This window comes from Enterococcus timonensis, from assembly GCF_900104595.1.
GTDB lineage: Bacteria > Bacillota > Bacilli > Lactobacillales > Enterococcaceae > Enterococcus_J > Enterococcus_J timonensis.
The window spans coordinates 540,322-560,971 of the sequence record NZ_FNVY01000004.1 but is presented as its reverse complement, the minus strand read 5'-3'; the positions used below and the strand labels follow the sequence as shown (position 1 = coordinate 560,971).

22 protein-coding genes and 2 pseudogenes are annotated in these 20,650 nt (G+C 41.8%); all 24 read right to left on the bottom strand.

Annotated elements, in window-relative coordinates; translation table 11 throughout:
* Positions 1-1,394 precede the first annotated feature (1,394 nt).
* Positions 1,395-2,543, bottom strand: a pseudogene (locus BQ5341_RS10690) (phage tail tape measure protein); the annotation flags it as partial.
* Between the two features lie 600 nt (positions 2,544-3,143).
* A complete protein-coding gene (locus tag BQ5341_RS07370) occupies positions 3,144-3,551 on the bottom strand; it encodes a phage tail assembly chaperone (protein WP_235836384.1) in 408 nt (135 codons plus the stop codon).
* Positions 3,552-3,567: 16 nt separating this feature from the next.
* Positions 3,568-4,032: a phage tail tube protein gene (locus BQ5341_RS07365; protein WP_071131367.1), complete on the bottom strand. Its 465-nt coding sequence runs from the start codon at positions 4,030-4,032 to the stop codon at positions 3,568-3,570.
* Between the two features lie 15 nt (positions 4,033-4,047).
* Positions 4,048-5,352, bottom strand: a complete 1,305-nt coding sequence (locus BQ5341_RS07360; protein WP_071131366.1) for a phage tail sheath family protein — start codon at positions 5,350-5,352, stop codon at positions 4,048-4,050.
* Positions 5,352-5,549: a hypothetical protein gene (locus BQ5341_RS07355; RefSeq protein WP_071131365.1), complete on the bottom strand. Its 198-nt coding sequence runs from the start codon at positions 5,547-5,549 to the stop codon at positions 5,352-5,354. Before BQ5341_RS07355 ends, BQ5341_RS07360 begins: the two co-directional genes overlap by 1 nt.
* The gene (locus BQ5341_RS07350) at positions 5,542-5,964 is read right to left on the bottom strand and encodes a phage tail terminator family protein (RefSeq protein WP_071131364.1); all 423 of its coding nucleotides are present in this window, start codon (positions 5,962-5,964) and stop codon (positions 5,542-5,544) included. The genes BQ5341_RS07355 and BQ5341_RS07350 overlap by 8 nt, the downstream gene beginning before the upstream one ends.
* Before the next feature lie 4 nt (positions 5,965-5,968).
* Positions 5,969-6,448, bottom strand: coding sequence for an HK97 gp10 family phage protein (locus BQ5341_RS07345; RefSeq protein ID WP_071131363.1), 480 nt, complete (start codon positions 6,446-6,448; stop codon positions 5,969-5,971).
* Positions 6,445-6,810: a hypothetical protein gene (locus BQ5341_RS07340; protein WP_071131362.1), complete on the bottom strand. Its 366-nt coding sequence runs from the start codon at positions 6,808-6,810 to the stop codon at positions 6,445-6,447. The genes BQ5341_RS07345 and BQ5341_RS07340 overlap by 4 nt, the downstream gene beginning before the upstream one ends.
* Positions 6,810-7,187 (bottom strand): head-tail connector protein, encoded by a 378-nt coding sequence (locus BQ5341_RS07335; protein WP_071131361.1) that lies wholly within the window; start codon positions 7,185-7,187, stop codon positions 6,810-6,812. The genes BQ5341_RS07340 and BQ5341_RS07335 overlap by 1 nt, the downstream gene beginning before the upstream one ends.
* A 14-nt stretch (positions 7,188-7,201) precedes the next feature.
* Positions 7,202-8,227 carry a head protein gene (locus BQ5341_RS07330; protein WP_071131360.1) on the bottom strand — a complete coding sequence of 342 codons (1,026 nt, stop codon included), beginning with the start codon at positions 8,225-8,227 and terminating at the stop codon, positions 7,202-7,204.
* The gene (locus BQ5341_RS07325; protein ID WP_071131359.1) at positions 8,227-8,811 is read right to left on the bottom strand and encodes a phage scaffolding protein; all 585 of its coding nucleotides are present in this window, start codon (positions 8,809-8,811) and stop codon (positions 8,227-8,229) included. The genes BQ5341_RS07330 and BQ5341_RS07325 overlap by 1 nt, the downstream gene beginning before the upstream one ends.
* Before the next feature lie 104 nt (positions 8,812-8,915).
* Complete coding sequence (locus BQ5341_RS07320; protein ID WP_071131358.1) at positions 8,916-9,137, bottom strand: hypothetical protein; 222 nt, start codon at positions 9,135-9,137, stop codon at positions 8,916-8,918.
* Positions 9,138-9,195: 58 nt separating this feature from the next.
* Complete coding sequence (locus tag BQ5341_RS07315; RefSeq protein WP_158661759.1) at positions 9,196-9,447, bottom strand: hypothetical protein; 252 nt, start codon at positions 9,445-9,447, stop codon at positions 9,196-9,198.
* Positions 9,447-11,228 carry a minor capsid protein gene (locus tag BQ5341_RS07310; RefSeq protein WP_071131356.1) on the bottom strand — a complete coding sequence of 594 codons (1,782 nt, stop codon included), beginning with the start codon at positions 11,226-11,228 and terminating at the stop codon, positions 9,447-9,449. The genes BQ5341_RS07315 and BQ5341_RS07310 overlap by 1 nt, the downstream gene beginning before the upstream one ends.
* Entirely contained in the window at positions 11,221-12,642 is a 1,422-nt protein-coding gene (locus BQ5341_RS07305) for a phage portal protein (RefSeq protein WP_071131355.1), read from the bottom strand. Before BQ5341_RS07305 ends, BQ5341_RS07310 begins: the two co-directional genes overlap by 8 nt.
* Entirely contained in the window at positions 12,633-13,928 is a 1,296-nt protein-coding gene (locus tag BQ5341_RS07300) for a PBSX family phage terminase large subunit (RefSeq protein WP_071131354.1), read from the bottom strand. Before BQ5341_RS07300 ends, BQ5341_RS07305 begins: the two co-directional genes overlap by 10 nt.
* A complete protein-coding gene (locus tag BQ5341_RS07295; protein ID WP_071131353.1) occupies positions 13,897-14,349 on the bottom strand; it encodes a terminase small subunit in 453 nt (150 codons plus the stop codon). Before BQ5341_RS07295 ends, BQ5341_RS07300 begins: the two co-directional genes overlap by 32 nt.
* A gap of 141 nt (positions 14,350-14,490) precedes the next feature.
* Positions 14,491-15,030: a hypothetical protein gene (locus BQ5341_RS07290; RefSeq protein WP_071131352.1), complete on the bottom strand. Its 540-nt coding sequence runs from the start codon at positions 15,028-15,030 to the stop codon at positions 14,491-14,493.
* Positions 15,005-16,294 carry an SNF2-related protein gene (locus tag BQ5341_RS07285; protein ID WP_235836404.1) on the bottom strand — a complete coding sequence of 430 codons (1,290 nt, stop codon included), beginning with the start codon at positions 16,292-16,294 and terminating at the stop codon, positions 15,005-15,007. The genes BQ5341_RS07290 and BQ5341_RS07285 overlap by 26 nt, the downstream gene beginning before the upstream one ends.
* A 108-nt stretch (positions 16,295-16,402) precedes the next feature.
* A complete protein-coding gene (locus BQ5341_RS07280) occupies positions 16,403-16,816 on the bottom strand; it encodes an HNH endonuclease signature motif containing protein (protein ID WP_071131351.1) in 414 nt (137 codons plus the stop codon).
* Positions 16,809-17,108 carry a PDDEXK family nuclease gene (locus BQ5341_RS07275; RefSeq protein WP_071131350.1) on the bottom strand — a complete coding sequence of 100 codons (300 nt, stop codon included), beginning with the start codon at positions 17,106-17,108 and terminating at the stop codon, positions 16,809-16,811. Before BQ5341_RS07275 ends, BQ5341_RS07280 begins: the two co-directional genes overlap by 8 nt.
* A 340-nt stretch (positions 17,109-17,448) precedes the next feature.
* Positions 17,449-19,881, bottom strand: coding sequence for a virulence-associated E family protein (locus tag BQ5341_RS07270; RefSeq protein ID WP_083378636.1), 2,433 nt, complete (start codon positions 19,879-19,881; stop codon positions 17,449-17,451).
* Positions 19,882-19,908: 27 nt separating this feature from the next.
* Positions 19,909-20,297 (bottom strand): annotated as a pseudogene (locus BQ5341_RS07265) (class I SAM-dependent methyltransferase).
* Positions 20,298-20,431: 134 nt separating this feature from the next.
* Positions 20,432-20,647 carry a hypothetical protein gene (locus BQ5341_RS07260; RefSeq protein ID WP_071131349.1) on the bottom strand — a complete coding sequence of 72 codons (216 nt, stop codon included), beginning with the start codon at positions 20,645-20,647 and terminating at the stop codon, positions 20,432-20,434.
* Positions 20,648-20,650 lie beyond the last annotated feature (3 nt).

The following is a 20,650-nucleotide window of genomic DNA, read 5'->3' as shown; positions in this document are numbered from 1 at the left end:
TGTTGCAATGATTCTGCCAGGTCGATAAACTTATTGATTCCAGTAGTAACCACACTAACATTTAAAACACCAACAGCATTTGAAAATAGATCTAAAACCCCACCTAAATTAGCCGCAGTAAAGTAACCAATTGTTTCAGCAATATTGTCGATTTTTGTCTTAACCGAAGAAAGGTCATCCGGCACCTTGGCATCCATCTGAGCGATAGCCTCGGCCACTAGCATGATCTCGCCAGCTAAGGCGGCCACAGCCAAAAGGCCAGCTCCGCCGATGAGAGCGCCAATTCCTGTTGCCATCAATGCTCCAACAACTCCGACTAGGATTCCCATGCCACCAATAGCAATCGCTATATTCGCGATTTTAGAAGCAAAGCTACCTATATCGTCCGGCACTTTCTCGTCAACTTGTTGCATTGCTTCTGCAGCTAACATAAGTTCCAAAGATATTCCAGCGATAACAGCTAGACCTGCGATAGCTCCTGTAGGATTCATTGACGTTAGTTTTCCAGCAGCTAAAACCAAAATACCCATACCAGCTAAAGCAATCCCCATATTTGCCATTTTACTAGCAAAATTACCGATATCATCCGGCACCTTGTCGTTGATTTCTTTCATGGCGATTGCCGCTAAAATTAGATTCCCACTGATACCAGCAACGACTGCTAGACCTCGAACAGCGCCTTTTGTATCTTTAGAGAAGCGTTCTGCAATCTTAACAAATGCCCCCATACCTACCAGCGCAATTCCCATATTCAAGAACTTAGGCGCGAGTTTCGAAAGGTCACTTGGCACTTTGTCATTAATATCTTTCAGTGCTTGAGCTAATTCCTCAATCAACTTAATCACACCAAAAATTAGTACAAGAGTAGTTGCACCTTTGGCAAATCCGTTCATGGTTCCGAGGAACGTCTGCAAAGGACTAACTGCAGCAGTGGCACCTAAATCACCGCTGCCTCCCCCTGTTGCATCTTTACCCGGTAATTTCTTAAAAATACCGCCAATGGCTTTTCCTAATCCGCCGCCGAGTTTCCCAAATCCTTTTGTTAAAGTCAGGATTCCCGAACCGAAATTCAAGAATGGAGTTAAAATCCCTTTGCCTATTTTGAAAGCCAAGAATGCTCCAGCAATTTTTGGTAGCATATCAATTATTTTGGCGATTGAGTCAGCGTGCTTTTCAGCGAAGTCTGCAAGTTTTTTAATTCCTTCAGTAATTCCACTAACAAAATCTTTAAAGTTTCCGACGCTCTTTTCACTGCCAAATCCGCCATTGAGTTCATTTAAGCTATCCTTGATTGCGCCGAACGCATCAGAAACCGGACCTTTAACATCATCAAAAGCTGATTTTAAAACAGCCCCATATTTTGCAAGCTTATCGAAAAATTTTCCGATGCTATCCGCTGATAAAGTTTTTTCAATGAAGGTAGTAAACTCTTCAATGACAGGTTTAATGATTGGAAAAATCCGGTCACCAATGTTGATTAAGCCAGATTCAAACGCGCCTCCAAGTTGTTCTAACTTCGACTGGAGATTATTTTGCATAATTTCAGCCATTTCAGCAGCAGCGCCTGAACTATCCTTTAAGGAATTTGTTAATTTACCAAGAGCTTCGGGACCTTTGGCAACTAATGCCATCATCCCAGATAGTGATTCTTGGCCGTACAGAGTCACCAATGCGTTCTGTTGTTGTTCCGGTGTTAATCCTTTAAAAGCACCCTGTAACATGCCCACTTGGTCAGTAAGAGGCTTCATCTGGCCATTTGCATCATAAAAATTGAGTCCGAGTTGACCCATTGTTTCTTGCATTGCGTCGGTGGGCTTAGCTAAACGCGATAAAGCACCGCGCAACGCCGTTCCGGCTTGGGAGCCTTTGACACCAGCATCACTCATGATTCCGATAGATGCAGCGACTTCTTCAATAGATAGCCCCATCGAGCTAGCTACTGGAGCAACATATTTCATCGCCTCGCCCATATCTCCAACTTCAGCGTTTGTATCTGCAGCAGCTCTTGCGAAAACATCGGCTACGTGTCCTGCCTGGCCAGCATCAAGTCCAAATCCTCGTAATGCTGTTGCGGCATTTTCAGAAGCAAGCGCCACATCACCGCCAGATACTGCGGCCAAGTCTAAAAGTCCCGGCATAGCTGCAATAACTTCTTGTGCATTAAAACCGGCAGAAGCCAAGTTTTCCATACCCGCCGCTGATTCTGTTGCACTGAATGCAGTCTTAGCACCAAGTTCAATCGCTTGGTCACGCATTTGTTGAAATGAGTCGCCTGTTGCCCCTGAGATGGCTTGAACTCTCGACATCTGAGTATCAAACCCGCCGGCCACGTCATAGATTTTTTTGCCTAATCCGACAAGCGCAGCAGTACCCGCCACTGCACCTGCCTTAAGAAAATTACCAAGTGGCGTAAAAGCACTCTCAATTTTACTTAAGCCTGTTTTTGCATCCGCACCAAAAATTTTAAACGCATCGCCAGAATCTTTTAAAAAGTTTTTGATTTTTGCGGCGCCCGTTTTGACAACCGCAACCGCGGAATCCATTGGTCCTGAGAGCTTAGATTTCAAAGCTGATGCTGCACTTCCAACCGCGGAAACTCCCGCCGTTGTATCTGATTGTACCTTATTAAAAGCTTCGCTAAATTTATCTTTAATTCCCGATAAATTTAGCCGTGACGAAATACGATTCCCAAAACTCCCAAACAGTGTGATGATTCTTTCCGTGCCAGTCTTGACTACTTCGCCGGCTGTTGACATACCACTTTTTACATTTGACTGCAGCTTGCTAAAACTTTCAGCTGCTGCGTTAGTCATCTTTTTCAAGGCTTGTACTGGGCCAGCAACTTTCTCTTTAAAGCCAGTCATGGATTTCGTGGCTTTTTGCATGGACGAATCGACTTTTTGCAGAGTTGAGGTAAACTGATCGCGCAACTTTAGACTTGCTTCTAAAGACGTTGCCATTCACTCACCTGCTTTTTGATTTCATTTTTTTTGATGCCTTTTCTTCTGCTTCAATTTTCACATCGATAAAAGCCATAATCATTAATTGTTCCCGACGAGGTAAATCAGAAAAAACAGACGGCAACATCCCATTTGCGTGGTACGCATGATAGGCGTACACAAAATCGGCGTTACCGTCATTTATTAGTTTTTTACTTCGTCTTTAATTTCCTCTTCATCTTCATTGAATCCGTTAAATTCTAGGACTTCTTTGACTAAAGAGGCATACTCACCCGCACGTAGCATAGCTTTTAGCGTGGCAATTTCGTCGCCTGGTGTTTTAAAAAATGCTTGTAGTTCCGCATCTTTTAGATCAGGACCTACCACACATCGCGCCAACAAGGCATCGCCATATTTGTCGGTGTCTAAATCTTTTACAAGACTGCCAGATTTGCTTCGGCGCGTTGAGGTGTTTGCTTTTTTCAGCCGGTCATTTTCCGTTTCACCAAGAGATGAGATGACAAAAGGTTCCGGAAATCGTTCAATTTTCACTTCTTTTGTTTCATTTTCGTTGGTGATTAAAAAGCTTTTAATGTCAACTACTTTACTCAAATTCATTTCCCCCCATTTATCCTAAAATCGGTTCTGCAAATGTTTCTAGTGGGTCTGCATCGCTAAATGTAAAGTCGACGTCCTCATCGAGTGTTTCTGACTCTACATCCAATTTCGCAATCATGATTGAATCCAGCAGGACCTCTTTCAAAAGAACTGTTTGCCGGCCAATTTTTGAATTGGGGTCATCATTGGTTACTTTGATAGTGACTTCCGGGATAATCCCAGTCTTTAGATAATTGATCCCAATCATCATAAATTCGCTCGTCACCTTATGAATGTTCATGGAGCCAGTGCCATTTGCCCCAGTTACTTTTTGTTGATTCATTCGTTTGCCTAAAACAGGCACTTCGGTTTTTACTAACTCGATGGAGGCTTCAATATTTTTCAAGAAAAACATCGGTACATTCCGACCATCAATGGTCATGAAGGCTGTACCCTCACGACCAGAAATAACATCTCCTGCTTTTAAAAATCCCATTACTTATTCCTCCTCTTAGACGACTTGAACCGTCATATATAGTTTTTCCATTGCATCGATTGGTTGCACTGCGACCATCAAAACAACGGAATCTTTAGCCTCGCCTGACTCAACAGAAATATCATCAGCCACAAAATTAGCAATAGCTCCAGCAGCTTGTAATGAATCAAAGTAAGTAATCCGATTTGCTTTGAACAATTCGCGGCCATCTTGATCATTATTGACTTTGCCAATATAGTTATCCTCAAAAGTTTTTTTCGAGTTATTGGCAATATCATCGAGCACTCGTAAGACACGATTTTTGCTGAAGTCCTGACCCTTTTCACTCGTAAATGTTGATAGGCTATTGATGTCTTGCTCAATCACTGCTTCGCCACGTTTTTCAGTAAATAAAAATTCTCCTTTTTGCAAAGCAGAAATGATTTCCGAATTCACGAAACGTTGCGTGACATCAATGGCGCCATCATATTTCTTATAAGTCAGAGACGTGGCGACACCAGCTGCAGCAGAAACAGCAGCAACCCAAGCTGTCGCTTGTTCAGCTGAAATCGTTGTGCCGTCAGATAAAATGACGCCATTTTTAACACTGATAATTGCTTCACTGTCAGCTGAATATCCCGCAACGACTAACTGGCATTTCTTGCCTTCTTCATCGCGCATCCGTTTAATAAACGATGCACCAGCAGCTTTAATTGCTTCATCAGAAATCGGTAAAGCCATAGTGTTGAAATCAAAGACCTGGATCTTACTAAAATATGTCATATAGTCGTCGACTGTTGCAGCCGTATTCGTGCCACCTTCCAAAGATACGGAAAAAGCAGTCATTTCACCAGTACCAGAAAACTCTACAACGCGATTGGCTTTTAGCTCTTCCGCTGTCTTTACCGTTTGCGCATCAACTAGCCGTCCTGCGACATAAGTTTCTACGTCAAATGACCCCGGCGCATTTACATTAGCTTTTGATGCCACATTGATATCATTGCCTCGTACACCGCCAAAAAGAGCAGTAACAGAAACTGTTCCTTCCGTCACAGTCGCTTTCACACCAGTACCGATACGATATAACAAAACTGTCGCAGCTTGTTTCAAAGCTTCACGTAAAAGCAACATTTTTTCATTTCCTAAATCGTAACCAAATGCGGTTAAATCAGACGTGCCACTGACCTCCACAATCGTTCCCTCTGGACCAAAGTCCAAAACTAAAGGTAATGTCATAATCCCGTTTGTAGTTCCCGAAGTCCCGACATTGCCATTCGATTTAACATTTACATATGCGCCCGGGCGCACTTTATTTTGTGCTGTCCATGTTCCACCTGCCATTATTTAACAGCTCCTTTTCTAATTTTTTCGAGAGTTTGCTTAGCTTCTTCAATAGTATTTTCGCCATCAGGAAGAAATGCTGAAAGAAAATCTCGTTCGATTTTTGTAAATTGTTCCGATGCCAAAATATCTTTTTTTGGATATTTCGGATCAGATGGTTCGATTATTTTTAGTTCTTTTTTCGTAGTTTTAGCCACGTTTCAAACCTCCTTGTTGTTCTAAGCTTTCAATTTTGGTTGCCTTGTTTTCTAGACCAACCCGGTACCGCAACTTAAATATAAACTGCAATGCGCCATCAACGATTTTAGCTTCTTTTTCAAACGGTGTGAGCGATACTTCATCTAATCGTTGAAACTCGTCTAAGAGCTTACTACGCATGTTTTCACACTGTTCTTTTATTCCAGGGTCATCTTGCTTACTGTCTGGAAACCACATCACACAATAAAGATGCTTTCTTGCCTCATAAGACATCAATTCGCCTTTTGAGCTTGCTGAGATCTCATAAATGTAAAAGGACGGTTCGTCAAAACTTTGTTCCTGTTGCTCCCGATAAATCGTTGCATCCGGCATAATCACGGCCAACTGATTTGCAATTGCTAAAGTAATATCCATGCCATCACTCCTTAAATCCAAATGCCCCAAGATAAGATTTGTAAGCTGGCCCGACGATTGACGGCAACTTTTCTTGGATTTCATCCATTGTAATTTTCAAGAAAAATTGGCCTTCCACCCACCCACTATGATCAGCGGTGCGGTGACCGTTTTCCACATATGATGCATACTCGGTGTTATTGCTGATGGTTACCACAAATTCATCGCCAACTTTTTGCACACCATTTAAAATCCAATTACGCCGCAATTCGCCACCAGCTCGGCCTGAGCCTTTATCCGCCTCAAATACCAACAATTTACCACCTTTTACAAAAAAGACTTTGTTGCTGTACTGGCCAACAGGTGTACGCATTTTAACATCGCGAATCATCACATTACCCAGATAATTCATGACATCCATAATAAAATTTTCTTCTTGCAAAGTCTTATTAAAGTCATTGGCAAATTTTAAAAACTCGTCAAAATTAAAGCCGTCATCGCTCAAGCCGTAACCTCCCGCATCATCACAATTTCTTGGTGGGTGAGATAGCTACTAAAGCCCTCCGATGACCTTTTATAATCGCGGGCAACGCCATGGGGATCTGTTACTGTCACGCGGCTACCTGGCAAAATCTTAATCCCTGGGTCGCAGTAAAGCGTAGTAACATAAGCGATTTGCGGTGCTGTTTCACCAGCAGCTGGATTAGTTACCCGCTTCTGTGCAATGCGACAAGGCCGATCAGTAATTTTTGCAACCCACTGATTTTTAGTTATCGCCCCGACTTTTACCGGCTCATTAATTAAAATGGTCATTTTTGAGTCGTACTGCTTTTCAAATTCTTTTTTGGCAAATGTGTAGATATCCATCACAGCGCCAACTTTCTAAACGCGTTTAAATTGCGGGTGTACTTGCGGGCAAAAGATGGTGCACTTAAAAGCTTTTGCATCACCTCCGCTTTAGTTTCTGTTGTGATGGAAAAATCGCCCTCAGTCAATGACTTAACGCCGGCAACATCATCTGGATTTAAAGTCATGGCCGTCTCATTGATAAGATCAATACTCATCAAAATTGCCGTATTATCTAAAGTATCCGGCCACTCATCAACTCCGAGATGGCAGTAATTTAAGATGTCTAAAATCGCTGTTTCCACTGCAAAAATAAAGACCTCGTCTGATGATGTTGACTCAGCGATGCCTTTTAGCTTTTTAAGTTTTTCAAGCAAACGATCAGCCAATTCTTTCATCAGTCATCACCACCTTAAACCTCGGGAGTAGCTTGTACCGGAATATCGGCACTAATTTTATGACGCAGGCAAATCAAACCGATTTTTTTATCATCGCGAACTTTAGACCAGTTCGCTGGTAAAGCTAAATCAGCATTTGTTGGTGTTAAGCCAGATACAGTTTTGTTTACAAACGACAAACCAAAAGGATGAATGACGCGTGCCCGACGTACATAAAGCATATTATTGCCTTTTGCTTTGTCACGGTCTGGTTCATATGTCACCATATCCGCAGGTGTCGCGGTGTTACGTCCAAAAGCACCATTGGCATATAAATACGTGTCATAAACATTGTTCACATCTGGCAACAAAGCATCATCTTCAACAACTCGCATCCCTAAATACGTATCAAAGCCGGCTTTAGATTCGCTGGCAGGAATATAGTGTCTCGTTTGTGTATTTTGTTTTTCCAGTTCAGCTTTCACTTTCGAATGCATCGCGATTGCGACTAATTTGTTTCGAGAAGTACCTAAAATCGAACGTGCATCAATTACCATTTCTGGGCTGATGACTGGATTAGCATTACCAGATTGATCAGAAACATGAGAATCGGCCAAAGCGCCTTTGCTGGCTCCTGTACCTTTTGCAAACAAAGCTTTGATAATAGATTGTAAAATCTCTTGATCGGATTCAATTGTGTAAACACCAAAGTCATTTAAGATTTGTGTAGCTGGATTAGAACCCGCTACGATTGCGGACAAGTCCGTATAAGCTGCGCCAGTCCCCCGATAAAGCACTGGAGCTACTTGTTTTTTAGCAGCAACTTTACCAGTTTCAAGGGAAGTATCTTCTGCCAACACTTGATCAGTTAAAACAGTTTTTCCCCATTCCGGCATGGTGACTAATAAGCCCCCAGCTGTAATCATTTGGTCTAAAGTTGGTGTTTGTACTAAGATGCCGCTTTGGATAAAAGCCGAATTTTGCTCAGCGTACCAGTTTGTATATTTGGTAAATTGTTCTGGCGTAATCGTGTCCAGAATCTTTGTCATTTCATTTGCCATTATTCATTTTCCTCGCTTTCGATTTGTTGTTTTAGGAAACTATCAACGTCTCCTTTTTCCATTGCCTCTTCAAAAGAAGCATAATTTGTAACTTCTTTGCCACCAGTTGGGTCATATCCGCCTTGCTTCCTACCCATATCAAATAAATAGGCATCTGATTTTTGTAAGGCTTCAATTTGTTCTTTGACACCGGATAGTTCGCCATCTTTAAAGACGATTTTTTCTTGGTCCAACAGGGCAGTGACAGCTTTCGGATTTTTAGCTTTGGAACCAGAAAGTACTTGGTCAAGTGCAGCGTTGCGTTGAATAGACGTTAACTTCTCTGCACTAGATTTTTCCAAGTCTTTGTATTGTTGCTGCAAATCGGTGATTTGAGTTTTGAATGCCTCGTTATCACCATTATCTTTTTGTAGCTTTTTCAAATCTTTGTCACGATCTGATAACTGGCTTTTTATTTCTGTTTCTGACTGTTGCAACGTAGCAATTTGACTATTAAGCGACTGCACTGTTTGACCATGCGAGGTGATAACTGCCTCAATCTGTTCATCGGTCAATCCTAACTTCTTCAAATCTTCTCTTTTCATTCCATTCATCCTTTCGAGTTTTGACGGTGCAACGACACCGACGGACTTGGTAGTTTAACGACGTTCCGGTCGAATTAATTCAAAATAAAAAAGCCTAACAATTGCTAGACTTCCATTTCTGAAATAAGTTGTGATTTAGCCACTTCCATCATGCCGATAGCAGTCAGTGAAGTAGCTTGCGTGTAAAATGTGCTAATGATTCCATCTGGATTGATACCAACTATGATAATCGTATCAGCGTCAACAAAAAATTCTTTTGACTGGTCCATAAATTCTTCGTTGGAAACCCCACGCTCTTTTTTACGCTTTAATTCTTTGAAATCCATTCTGTTCCCCCTTACTTTTGTGTGCAAAAATAGCACTCAGCCTTTTATTGACTAAGTGCTAAAATATCAATTTTTTCCACTTATCTGCAGGTATCTCTCCGATTGGTGTATTTGACTTAATGGCATTTAAAATATCTTTTTCCATCTGATCGACTCCGTTTGACAGCTCATCGGGATAGTTAGAAATATTTGTCGGGTCCCACCATCCAATTATTTTATCGGGTAATGTTTGACCAAAATGGTTCGTGTACATTGCTTTCAAAGCATCGACTTTGTCAAATAACTTTTGTATTTTTTTGTCCATCATCATCACCCCTTCAAAATTAATCCGATAATTAAATGCAGGTATTCCATGTCGTCAGTAATTTTTGCGTAAATTGCTTCCCCATTTTCGATGCCTTTAACAAAACCGTCCTCTGGCTCAAAGATACTTTCCAATCCCATGCTAAAAACTTCAGTGGCACGGTTGCCATAGTCCTTGCCAATATAAGGGCTTATAAAATTATCTTTTTTTGTGACTTCGTTATTCCCATACCCATTATATGGGAATATTACATTTAGCCGCGTGAAATTTTCGGCAGCAGTTCTTTTAGCAATAAAATCTTTTTCAATTCGTATCAAATTAGAATTAAAATGGTCTACCATATGGCCAATCTCGTGGTAAGCTGTTGTTTTTCGTGTTCCCGACGAATAAATGCTTATACCGTCGCCGCGCTTAGTGCCAGAGAGAAAATTGGCCTTAGCAGTTACCATTTCGTGTGAAAAGAAACCACGAGTGCTTTTACCTGCGAAAATTTTCTTGTCATTATCAGCAATATAATTTGCCCATTGCTTTGGATAAAAGCTAAATGCCTCTTGCAGCTGACTTTTTGTCTTACTATTTGACTTGCTAAACCACGCTGCGCCGGGGACTTTACCGCCCATTTCACGGTAGTTACTAAAAATGTTTTTCAGCTTAGCTTTGTTCCCAATGGCCTCGGAAACTTTATATTTCTCTTCGAACATTTTGCCTAGCTTAATTATATCACTGCTATTAGCCGTTTCCAAATTAATACCATCCGCCACATTTTGAAGTGATGCCGGAGTATTTTGTGACTCTTTCCACTCGTCAAAAGTTTGATTTTTACTGACATCACCTTTTCCCGTTTCTGGGTCTCTTTGCCAGCGAGATGCTGATTTCCACCCGGCTAGCGCAGGAACGCGCGTACAGCGGCAATTTGGATGGTCCGGGCATTCTGGCGCAGTCTCATCGCCTAAATCGAATTCTTGACCATCTAATCCTGCGCAGCGTTCACATGTGTGGCTTTCCAGTGTCGCCAACCATTCCCATTTTTCGACGCCAGTTTCTTCCATGGCTTTCTCGTTGGCCACCTCCGCTAGATGCGCCGATTCTGTTTGGACTAAAGTCACCATTCTTGTTTTTAGCGTTTTATCAACGCCTTCCATCATAGCCTCTACTGTACGATTTACGCCCCAGCCCTGCGTGATGGCCAAGGTCATGGTTTTTTGTAATTTGTCCGGTAACCTGTCTAAATGGTTGCCCCAAACGCGCTGGGAAAAGTTGCCTCCTTTCCATGGCTTCATGATGGCGATTTTTAAAGCACGATTCGAGTAGTGGCCAAAATTGATTGCAAAAGCACCGCGATCAGTAAATTCGTAAATGTAGCGCATGTATGAGTCGTCCAACATCTCACTTAAATATTTTTCGAGATTAGCATTTTGCTTTTTTCCCTCTTCCGCCAACTCGAAATAAAGCTGACTTTGCAGCTGCTCTAATCGTGTAATACGTGATTTAAAATATTCCCGATTTAGCTCTTGATCGTAGCCGCCGTCAATTGCCTTCTCACGAAATTCATCCAGTCTCATAGACCAGCTTTGCCGTTCTTTTTTTGAAAGCTGCTGGCGGACTTCTGCCGCTGAAATTTGGTCATTATCGGCATATCTTTCCACCCATGTTTTAATCTCGCTGCTGATGCTCTTAGACAATCGTTCGTAATCTTTGGTCATTTGTGCGATATAAGTTTGGGTCTTTTCATCTTGCAGCTGAGAGACTTGCAGCATGCGCCGTTTCCAATACGGTAGCTTACTCATCAGCCTCATCCCCGTTTAAGTTAAGCTTTTCATCCGTTCTGTAATCGTCCTGAGCCCTAAAATCTTGAGCCTTTTCTTTTTCCAGATTGGCGATTTCGGTTTCCCAGTCCTCCACCAATGGATTAGATTTGGCAATATTTTCTTGGGAAGTATTTGGGGCAAGCTTAGCGACAATGTCCGCAAGCTCCAAATCATTATTAATCGCTGATCGGGTCCACGTCTGTTTTACAGTCACATCTGCATCGTGATTTTCGTACTTAAGGATAAAGCGGATAAGCTCCGCAAAACCCGCGCGAAATTCGGTTTCCAACATCGAGGCTTTTAATTCCAACAATGAATACATATATTTCAATGCAGCACCAGAATTATTTTGGCCAATATTTTTTTGAGGATCCACACCTTGACCGTGAGTAAAAATGGCTTCTCGTGTAATTTCCAAAATTTTGGCTCGTGCCTCAATAGGAATGTCGATAGCTAAAGTATTTACGCCACTTTTTGCATCGCCATCATCATCAACTTTTACCATTTTGTACTTTTTGAGATCTGATAAAAAAGTCTCTTTATCCTGACCACCATAATTCGTGAGTACAAAAATGATTTCTTGCACATCATCTAAATCATTAACAAAACCGGAATAGACTTTGTCATAAACATCAATCAGCTTTTTATATCTTGTCAGGTCCCGCATTTCTGACGGATTGTTGCGGAATGGAATAAATGGCACTTTTCCCCAATCGTGTTTAAAAGCATTTGAGGCGCCGACAATTTCGCCGGTGGACAAATCGATTTCTGAGAACATTTGATGTTCTTTGATCTCGTCAAAAATAGCAGCTTTTTTTTTGCTGTAAGTTTGGCATTCCCTCTCATTCCAAATCTCGTAAACCTGCAAGGTATCACCAGCCTCGTCATACTCCTCGTAAACCCGCATGACACCAATGAGCTCTTTATCCAAGCGCTTTGAGTAAATGGGGATAATCTGCTTACTGTCGACAATCGCATACTTAAAAAATCGGGTCTTTTCGTCAATCCAAACATGTAACCATGCAACGCCAGCATTGCCAGCTTTTACGCATAAATCTTTGGCGATGTTGGCATAGCGATCCCCCAAAAGTTTAACAATTTCATCGTTCATTTTTTCGTCGTCAACATCAAAAAGTGGCGGCACCGTCATGGTATACGCAGCCTTTTGGTCCAGCAACAGTTGATGCCAGGGATGGCTAATTCGATTGTCTGCATTGCGCATCGGATTCGCCGGATCCTGCTGCTTCTCAAGCTTTTCTGCTAAGGGGTTACGTTGTCGCAAAATATCATTCCTGTTTTCGTAGTAAAGCTCTGATTTTCGCGTTCTTCCAACGTCTGATGATCGTTGACGCATAATCTTACGAATGAGCTTTTTTACTGTTTCTATTTCCATACAGATACACCTGCCTTTCTTTGTTTCATATCGTCCGCAAAAGCATATCGCGTTGCATCGATTGTGTGATTATCTTTATCTTCCAGCCGCGCTTTAGGATTACCATCACGATCCACCTCATAATCAATATTTTCAAATTCCCGGGCGATGTTTGGCGTTCGATTGGGGTCAATACAAATAAAGTCTAGGTCATCTAACCAGCGCTCGCCATACTCGACGGAATCGGGACCTTTTTTAACACCCTTTATTTTTGTGATGCCATGTTGCACTTTTAATTCGTCAATTGATTTTGGCTCAGCGGAATCGCCCTTAATTTCGTCGTTTTGATAGCCTTTTTTGTCTAACTTTTTGGCCAGTTCACGGTTACTGACTTTTACGCCGTAAATTTCATCGACGGCGTAGATGCCATTTCGCTTTTTATCATAATGCCAACGAACGAAAGCGACGGGATCAGTAGCATAACCAAAATCTAGACCATTTCTGATGTTGTCAAAATTAGCCACCATTTTATCGGTGATGCTGTCAGCTTTGACTCGTAAATTATCAAAAGGCACAACGCCTGAGCCAATGGCCTTGCCCATATATTCCCATTCATATCGCCGTTCGTTGCGCTCTTTGGTGGTTTCAGCTTCCTCGGTAAAGGCTTTTGAAATATAAGGATTATCCAAATAGGTCGAGTGGTGTACAAAAGTATTTGCTGGCTGAAAACTAGTCCCGTATTTTTTATTGACCCATGACTGCTTTCGCTTTGGCGGGTTGTAGCTATAAAAAAATTTATAAAAAAGACCATCTGGCAACTCTCCTCGTAACAAAGAGTTTGTGATGGTCGTGACATCTTCCTCTAGCTTAAATTCGGCTAATTCTTCAACCCACGCTATTGCAAAGGGGAATTTGCTGTCTTTTAGGGATTTTATCCGCTCGGGGTTTTGGCCCCCACGAAAAGCAATGTAATTGCCGCGCGGCTTATACAAAATCCGCATTGGACTTTTACTAATTTTAAAATAGCCATCGAGATCCTGCTCGGATATAGCCCATTTAATTTGCTCATAAACCGATAATTCGATGTTATCAAAGATATATCGAACAACAACCGCATTAACCGGGTATCGCATGATTAGCTGCACAATCGTGTGGGCCAGGTCTGATGACTTGCCAGAACCCCGACCCCCCTCGCAAACTACATGAAGTTTTTTGGGGTCGTTTGCTGCTCGCCACATCGGTGAAAAAGCTGGTGGAATAAAATCGGAGATTTTTTTAATTGCCATCCGCATCACCTGCAGCAGCATAATCGTCAACAAAAGTTGGCGGGTCAACAATGGATAATTCTGTTTTGTCGGTAAATAAGGCATGGCGCTTACCTAAAAGCTCAGCAGCTTTTAAGCGGTCTTTAGCGCTAACTTCTAAATCAGTGACACCCTGGACACCTTCGCCACGATTAATCAAGGTTTCTTCTGTCTCTTTTCCGCGCATCACTGACGTCAAATACTCTAAAACTTCTTGCGCATCTGCGGTGCGTTCGTTATGCATTTTTTCAAGTTGCTCGTCTATATATGCTTTAACCTCAACATTTCTCAACAATCTTCCTGCAGCAGTCGCTGCTACTTGATCCTTTTTCACGTTCGGATAAGCAACTTTATAAGCTCTCGTGCCATTTAAATCTTTTAGGTATTCATCCGCAAAAATTTGCTGTTTGGCGGTAATCGCCATGTCTATTCATCTCCTTTTTTTACACGATAAAAGGCATCAAGCCTTGTTAGCCTGATGCCTTTTTGAAATACTACTTTTATTTCACGCTATCATCTTAACATTTAAAATCGGCGCTTTCAATACCATGCTTTGGACATTTACTTAATACATCATTTGTTCGAGGTCGGTCAGACTGTCAATGCCAAAAAGAAAGATGGAAAGCTCTTGTGTAGCCTTGTTTTCATCGCGTCTAACCGTCCTTTCGTCAAGTCCTAAACTTTCGGCCAGAGCCACTTTTTTGGTTGTTTCTGGCAAAATATAAAGCTTTTCCAGGACTTGACAACGCCGCAAATTGGCATCACCTTTTGACGCGCAATATGCTTTATAAGATCCCCATGTTGCATCAAAATAATCAAGCATGCGCTTTGTTTTCGCTTTGTATTTCATCAAGGCTTTTAGGCTTAATTCTTGTGGATCAAAAATGACCTCTTCATAGTCGTCCATTGTTTCAATAATTTCTTCGCAATGCTTTTTTAACCAAGTATAATTTTTTAGCAAAAGTTTTGTATTTCGTAGCCGCCAGTCTTTTTTAATTTCGACTTGTTTTCCAAAATTTTTTTCGTGTTCCTTCAAAACTGCCCCAGCGATAATCTCAAGCTGATGTTTCGTCAATCCACTACTTGTCATCAAAATTTCCTCCATATTCTTTGATTCGTGCTTTGACGGCCTGCATCAAAGCCTCTTGTCCCAATTCTTTATTTTGCAAAGCTTTCATAACGTCCTCATCGATGGTTCCTTTTGCAACGAGATGGTGGACGATGACAGGCTCTTTCTGTCCTTGCCTGTCGAGTCTGGCGTTGGCTTGTTGGTAAAACTCCAAAGACCATGTTAGTCCAAACCAGACAATGATATGCCCACCTGCTTGAAGATTTAGTCCATGACCGGCAGATTGTGGATGGGCTAAAAGGATTGGAATCTTTCCCTCATTCCACTTTTGAATATCGCCGGTGGAGACGTCCAAAAGCCGTGCCTGTTTGAATTTGTTTTGGATTCGTGACAAGTCATGCTTATATTGATAAAAGACCAGTACGGGCTGACCCTGTGCCTCCTCGATGATTTGTTGTAAAGCATCTAGCTTTTTCTCGTGGATAATTTGCGGCTCTCTGTTTTCATCATAGATGCAGCCATTGGCTAGTTGCAACAATTTATTCGAAAGGGTTGCTGCATTTAAAGCAACCACATCAGAATCGGGCAATTCTAACACATAATCCCGTTCAAGCTCTTTGTATTTTTTCCAGTCAGTTGCTGAAAGTTCTACGTTCACGATGTTATTGGTTCTTGGCGGCAACTGCAGGTAATCTTTTGCTTTCATGCTGACGCAAATATCGCCAATTTTCTCATGAATTGCTTTTTCTGCTCCTGGGACCAGTTCCCAACTGTAAACGATATGCCCGTTTTTTTGACCCGGGGTGAAATACTTGCTGCGGTATTCCGTGATCGTTTTTCCTAAACGCTCCCCCTGGTCAAGCAAATAGATTTGTGGCCACAAGTCTAAAAGGCTGTTCGGTGCTGGGGTACCCGTCAACCCAATGACACGTTCCATAAAAGGTCGGACCTTTCGCAAAGCCTTGAAACGTTTAGCGCTTGGATCCTTAAAACTGGAAAGCTCGTCAATGATGACAGTTTTAAAAGGCCAATCCCGTTTAAAGTGTTCTACCAACCACACAACATTTTCCCGATTGATTAAATAAACATCCGCTTTTTTCTGTAAGGCCTCTAGTCGTTTTTTTTGTGGTCCGAGGATTTTAGAAAATGTTAGGTGGTTCAATTGGTCCCACTTCTCGATTTCATCTGTCCAGGTCTTCTCTGCCACAGATAAAGGGGCAATAACTAAAACATTCTGAATCACTTCAAATGTATTTAACAACTCATCGATTGCGGTTAAACTTGCCAAGGTTTTGCCCAGTTAAAGTCCCATATCTAAGAGTAGGGCGCAGTAGGGGTGGTCTAAAATCCAACCTTTTGAATACTCTTGATATGGGTGTAATTTTACTTTCATTTTGATCCCTCCCTTTTATTCGCAGTGATGCTCCCAAAACATGTGGTCTGCCTGGCTGGGAAAAACCATCAAGTTTTCTGGATTATTGTTTCTCCGATTATGGTCAATGTGATGAACCACCTCTCCTGCTCTAAGGGGCCTACCAATCATTTCTTCAGCTACGACCCGATGTTCATGCCTGCCATAGTATTTGGTATAGCTTTCGCCTGCACCTTTGCCTAACCGTTCATTTCTTATTTTTGTTCTCTCCTCAAATGTCAGACCGCCGGGTTTATTCACTCTTTGAGTTGTTCTATTTCGAATACTCATAGCTTTCAGTCGACAATCTTTGCTGCAATAAGTATTTTTGCCTCGGGGCTTTCCGGGATAACCCTCAAAAGTCGCTCCGCATAAATCACAAATTCTATTCCTATCGTATTTTCTAGGCATGTTCAAAACACCCAATCATTTCTAAATTTTGTACCAAAGCGGAAACTTCGGTTCTTGAATGGCACACGAAAACAGCTTGTTTTAAATCTCGTAAATCCTTGATGACTTTGTCTTGAATTTTGCGGGTTTTACCATCAGCTTTTTTCAATTCTACAAAAATCGTATCACCGTTTGGCAAGCAGACAATTTGATCAGGCACTCCTCGGATTGTGGAAGTCCATTTGAAACTTTGCCCGCCTCGTTTTTTGATTTCTCTTTTCAAGTAACTCTCCACGTCTTTTTCTAATTCCATTTCTGCCCTCCTGCGTATCCAATGTATCCTGCTCTCGCGCGTATAGGTGTATACCCCTGTTTCACATATATATCTATACCCCTTATATATGTGTATTACCCTTTTCTACAAATAAGAGTTATTTATGGATACAATGGATACTTTGCTATCTAATCCCTTACAGCTCTAAGTGTTTGCCCGTATCCACCCCCGTATCCATGTCAAAAATTAATGGATACACTGGATACAGGGTACGAACGTTTGTTCTGTAAGCCGTATCCATTCTGAAAAAAAGATGGATACGGCTAAAAAGCCGTCAAATCAACATTCTCGGTTTTGGGTGTATCCACACCCGTATCCATTATTCGGATCGTATAAAGGCTGTTTGTAGTCCATACCCTTTTCCAAAACGTAATCTCCCGCGACTTAAATGATACTTTTTCCACCCGCTTGAATGGTTCAAAATTTGTCTGATTTCGGCAGCTTTTGCTGGGTGAATATTTTTGGAATCTCCATTATAAAGTTCATTCCAAATCTCTAAGATACATACTTTGTCACGTCGCACCTTACCATCTTCCTGGATCTCAGTTCCCTGCCCCTGGATAAATTCACGACGTTCTTGCCTACTCAGTTCATACCAATCTTCGGTAATAGGAATATCCAAAAATTCCATAATTTCGCCTTCCATACTAGAATTTTCAGTATGAAATTCTTGTTGTTCCAATGCCATTTGTTCCTGTTCGTCCGTCAAATAAAGCTGCTCACCAGACTTCCAAATAATAACAGCTTCTGCCCAAATCTGATCTCGGGTTTCGTCAGGCATTTCCCACACCTTATTTTTTATCGGTTCGAGACCCACATCTACCGGCCAAAAACGACGGTTTCCGGTTCTGTCCCTCAAAAATTCAGTGTCATTCGTGGTTCCCCAAAAAACACATCTCCGCTTAAAATAAGATTTGTGACGACCATAGGCGACACGAAAGATGTCTTCTTGCTTGCTGATGAAATGTTTGGTCGCTTCGATGTCTGCTTTTTTCGTGGCTGACAGTTCGCCCATTTCCATAATCCAAACACCCTGTAAAGCCTCATAGGCATCTTTTCCGGTGACACCCTCCAGGCTATTGGAAAACCAATCCCCTGCAAGAACCGAGGGCAGTAGCGTCTTACCTATTCCTTGCGGCCCACTAGTCACTAACATGTAGTCAAACTTGAAACCCGGAATATAGATTCGTGCCACCGCAGCAGCTAAAAATTTTCGCATGACTACGCGATTAAATAGCAAGTCTTGCGCACCCAGATAATCCATTAAAATTGTTTCGACACGAGAGGAGCCATCCCAATTCAAGCCATCTAAATAATCTTTTACAGGATCATATGAATTTCTTTCGATTTCCTGCGCCAACATGTCGTCAATTTTTCCACGGTTCACAATGCCATAAATCTTTTCAATATAAACTCGTAACCCAGAGTCATCGCTATCTTTCCAGGTTTTATCTCGTTCAACTTTTCGCCAAGGCAGATTTGCCTTAATCTCAATCCGATTTGAAAAAGCGTTCATGTAGATTTTCTTTTTTAAATTCGGATCGTTTAGCATAATAATTTCTAAATTTTTGGCGGAGGCTGCAATTTGACCATACTCATCAACTTCAAGATTCAGATTTTCAAACCAGTTTTCCTCATCAGCATCTAGTTCTTCTAGATCACCTTCAAAGTCTTCCAGTGCCTGGCTTAATTTATCAGACTGAATCAACTTGGTAACTGCCCTATCGTCCATCGCCATTTCACGCATGGCCTTATAAGATGGGTAGCTGTCAATTCTTGTCGTAGGTTTTACATCATCGTCTAAATCCCCGAATTTATGAATCCGAACGAGGTCAAAAGCATTGACTAGTTGGTCTCCCACGGGATCAGTCCCATGATGACTAAAAGCGAATTTATCCTCGTAAATGACTAGTCCACCACTGGTGGTTCCGCCTAAGAACGTCCATCGGTCATCATGCCCCGTTTGCCCATAAATATCTGGCAAGAATGTTTCAATCGCCGACACAATGTCGTAGGTTCGACAAAACGCCCCGACAATTCCTTTTTTAGCTAATGGATCTCCTGCTTTTTTCGCTTGTGTTTCTCGGATGCTGCGACCTCGACTGCTCTCAGGCCAAAAACTTGAGTCCCGCCAATCGGCATACTCCGCTAAAACGGCATCGGGGTCTATCCAGGGTAAATCAAGAAAGCTACTAACATATTCGCCATCAATCGAATGACTGGGAAAATACATCAGCCGTTCCGCTTGGTAGGTGGTATCATCGAAATTATCCATGCCAAACATCTCAGCCAATTTTCTAGCTAATGGCTCGTATTCTTCTGCAGTGACAGACCGACTTAAGGGAATAATTAAACGGTAACGAGGACCTTTCACCAAATGACTGTGGGTCGTATAAACGGCTGCTGCATGATCAAACAGCATTTTCACATCATCCCAAAATTCTAGAGTGGTGCTATCAGCGTCAAGAGTCACAAGGCTACGCTGTTGGGCGTAACCTTTCTTTCGCTTACCTTCTTTCAGCCAACCACCCACAAAGCCGCCAACGTCTTTTACGTCGTCTTGACGCGACTTTGGCATCTTCTTGTAGTCTTCAACCGTTTCTTGCGTGATGGTCGGTGTCTTCAGCCGTTGTAAGAACTCAGACCACGACCACTCCCGATTCTTCCAACGTTTCTCGGTTTTGGAGCTGCCAATCGCAAGATTTAGTTTGCCATCGTATTTTATTTTTTCTAACTTTCTAGGCTGTTCCAAATCTCTGTCTCCTTTCTCTCTCATTTTTTAAATCTCAGACTTCATAAAAACTAACCAGTGAGTCTCTGCCCTACGATTCCCGAATAATGGCGATACGGGTTCAATTGCTTTTAATACTTCTCTTAACTTTACTTGGTTCTCATTCCATTTAAAAATTAATGTCCCACTAGGTTTCAAAACTCGTAGACATTCAGCCATTCCCTGTCTAATGTCTTCTGGCCAGCTGTTCTTATCCAGTTGACCATACTGAGCTTTCATAATTGACTTCTGACCGGCCCATTTTAAATGAGGTGGATCAAATACAACTAAGTCGTATGTGCTGTCATCAAAAGGCATATTTCTGAAATCCGCTACTACGTCTGGCTTCACATTTATTTTTTTGCCACAAATTTCATAGTTTTCTTCTCGAATTCCATATAGGTGGTAAAACTATTCTCTTTGTCAAACCAAAATAATTTTGAACCACAACAAGCATCTAAAATTTTCACTTTTTCACCTTCCTGGGCAAATTGTCGATGTCATTCGCTTCCCCATTAATGTTGCGGAGTATTTATTGGACAACTCCTATTCTGCAAATGTGTAATGGTTCGGGATAAACACTTTTTACATTTCTTGGCCGCTGCTTTCTTGATGAACCCGGAACTTGCCCGCCAACAGATTTGTCCATGGATGGATATCTGTCTTGCAGGGAACGCAAAACGAAAGCTTGATCACCCTCACAATACACAATGCCGGTTTTTAACCCAATTGCTTGATAAACAATCATTTT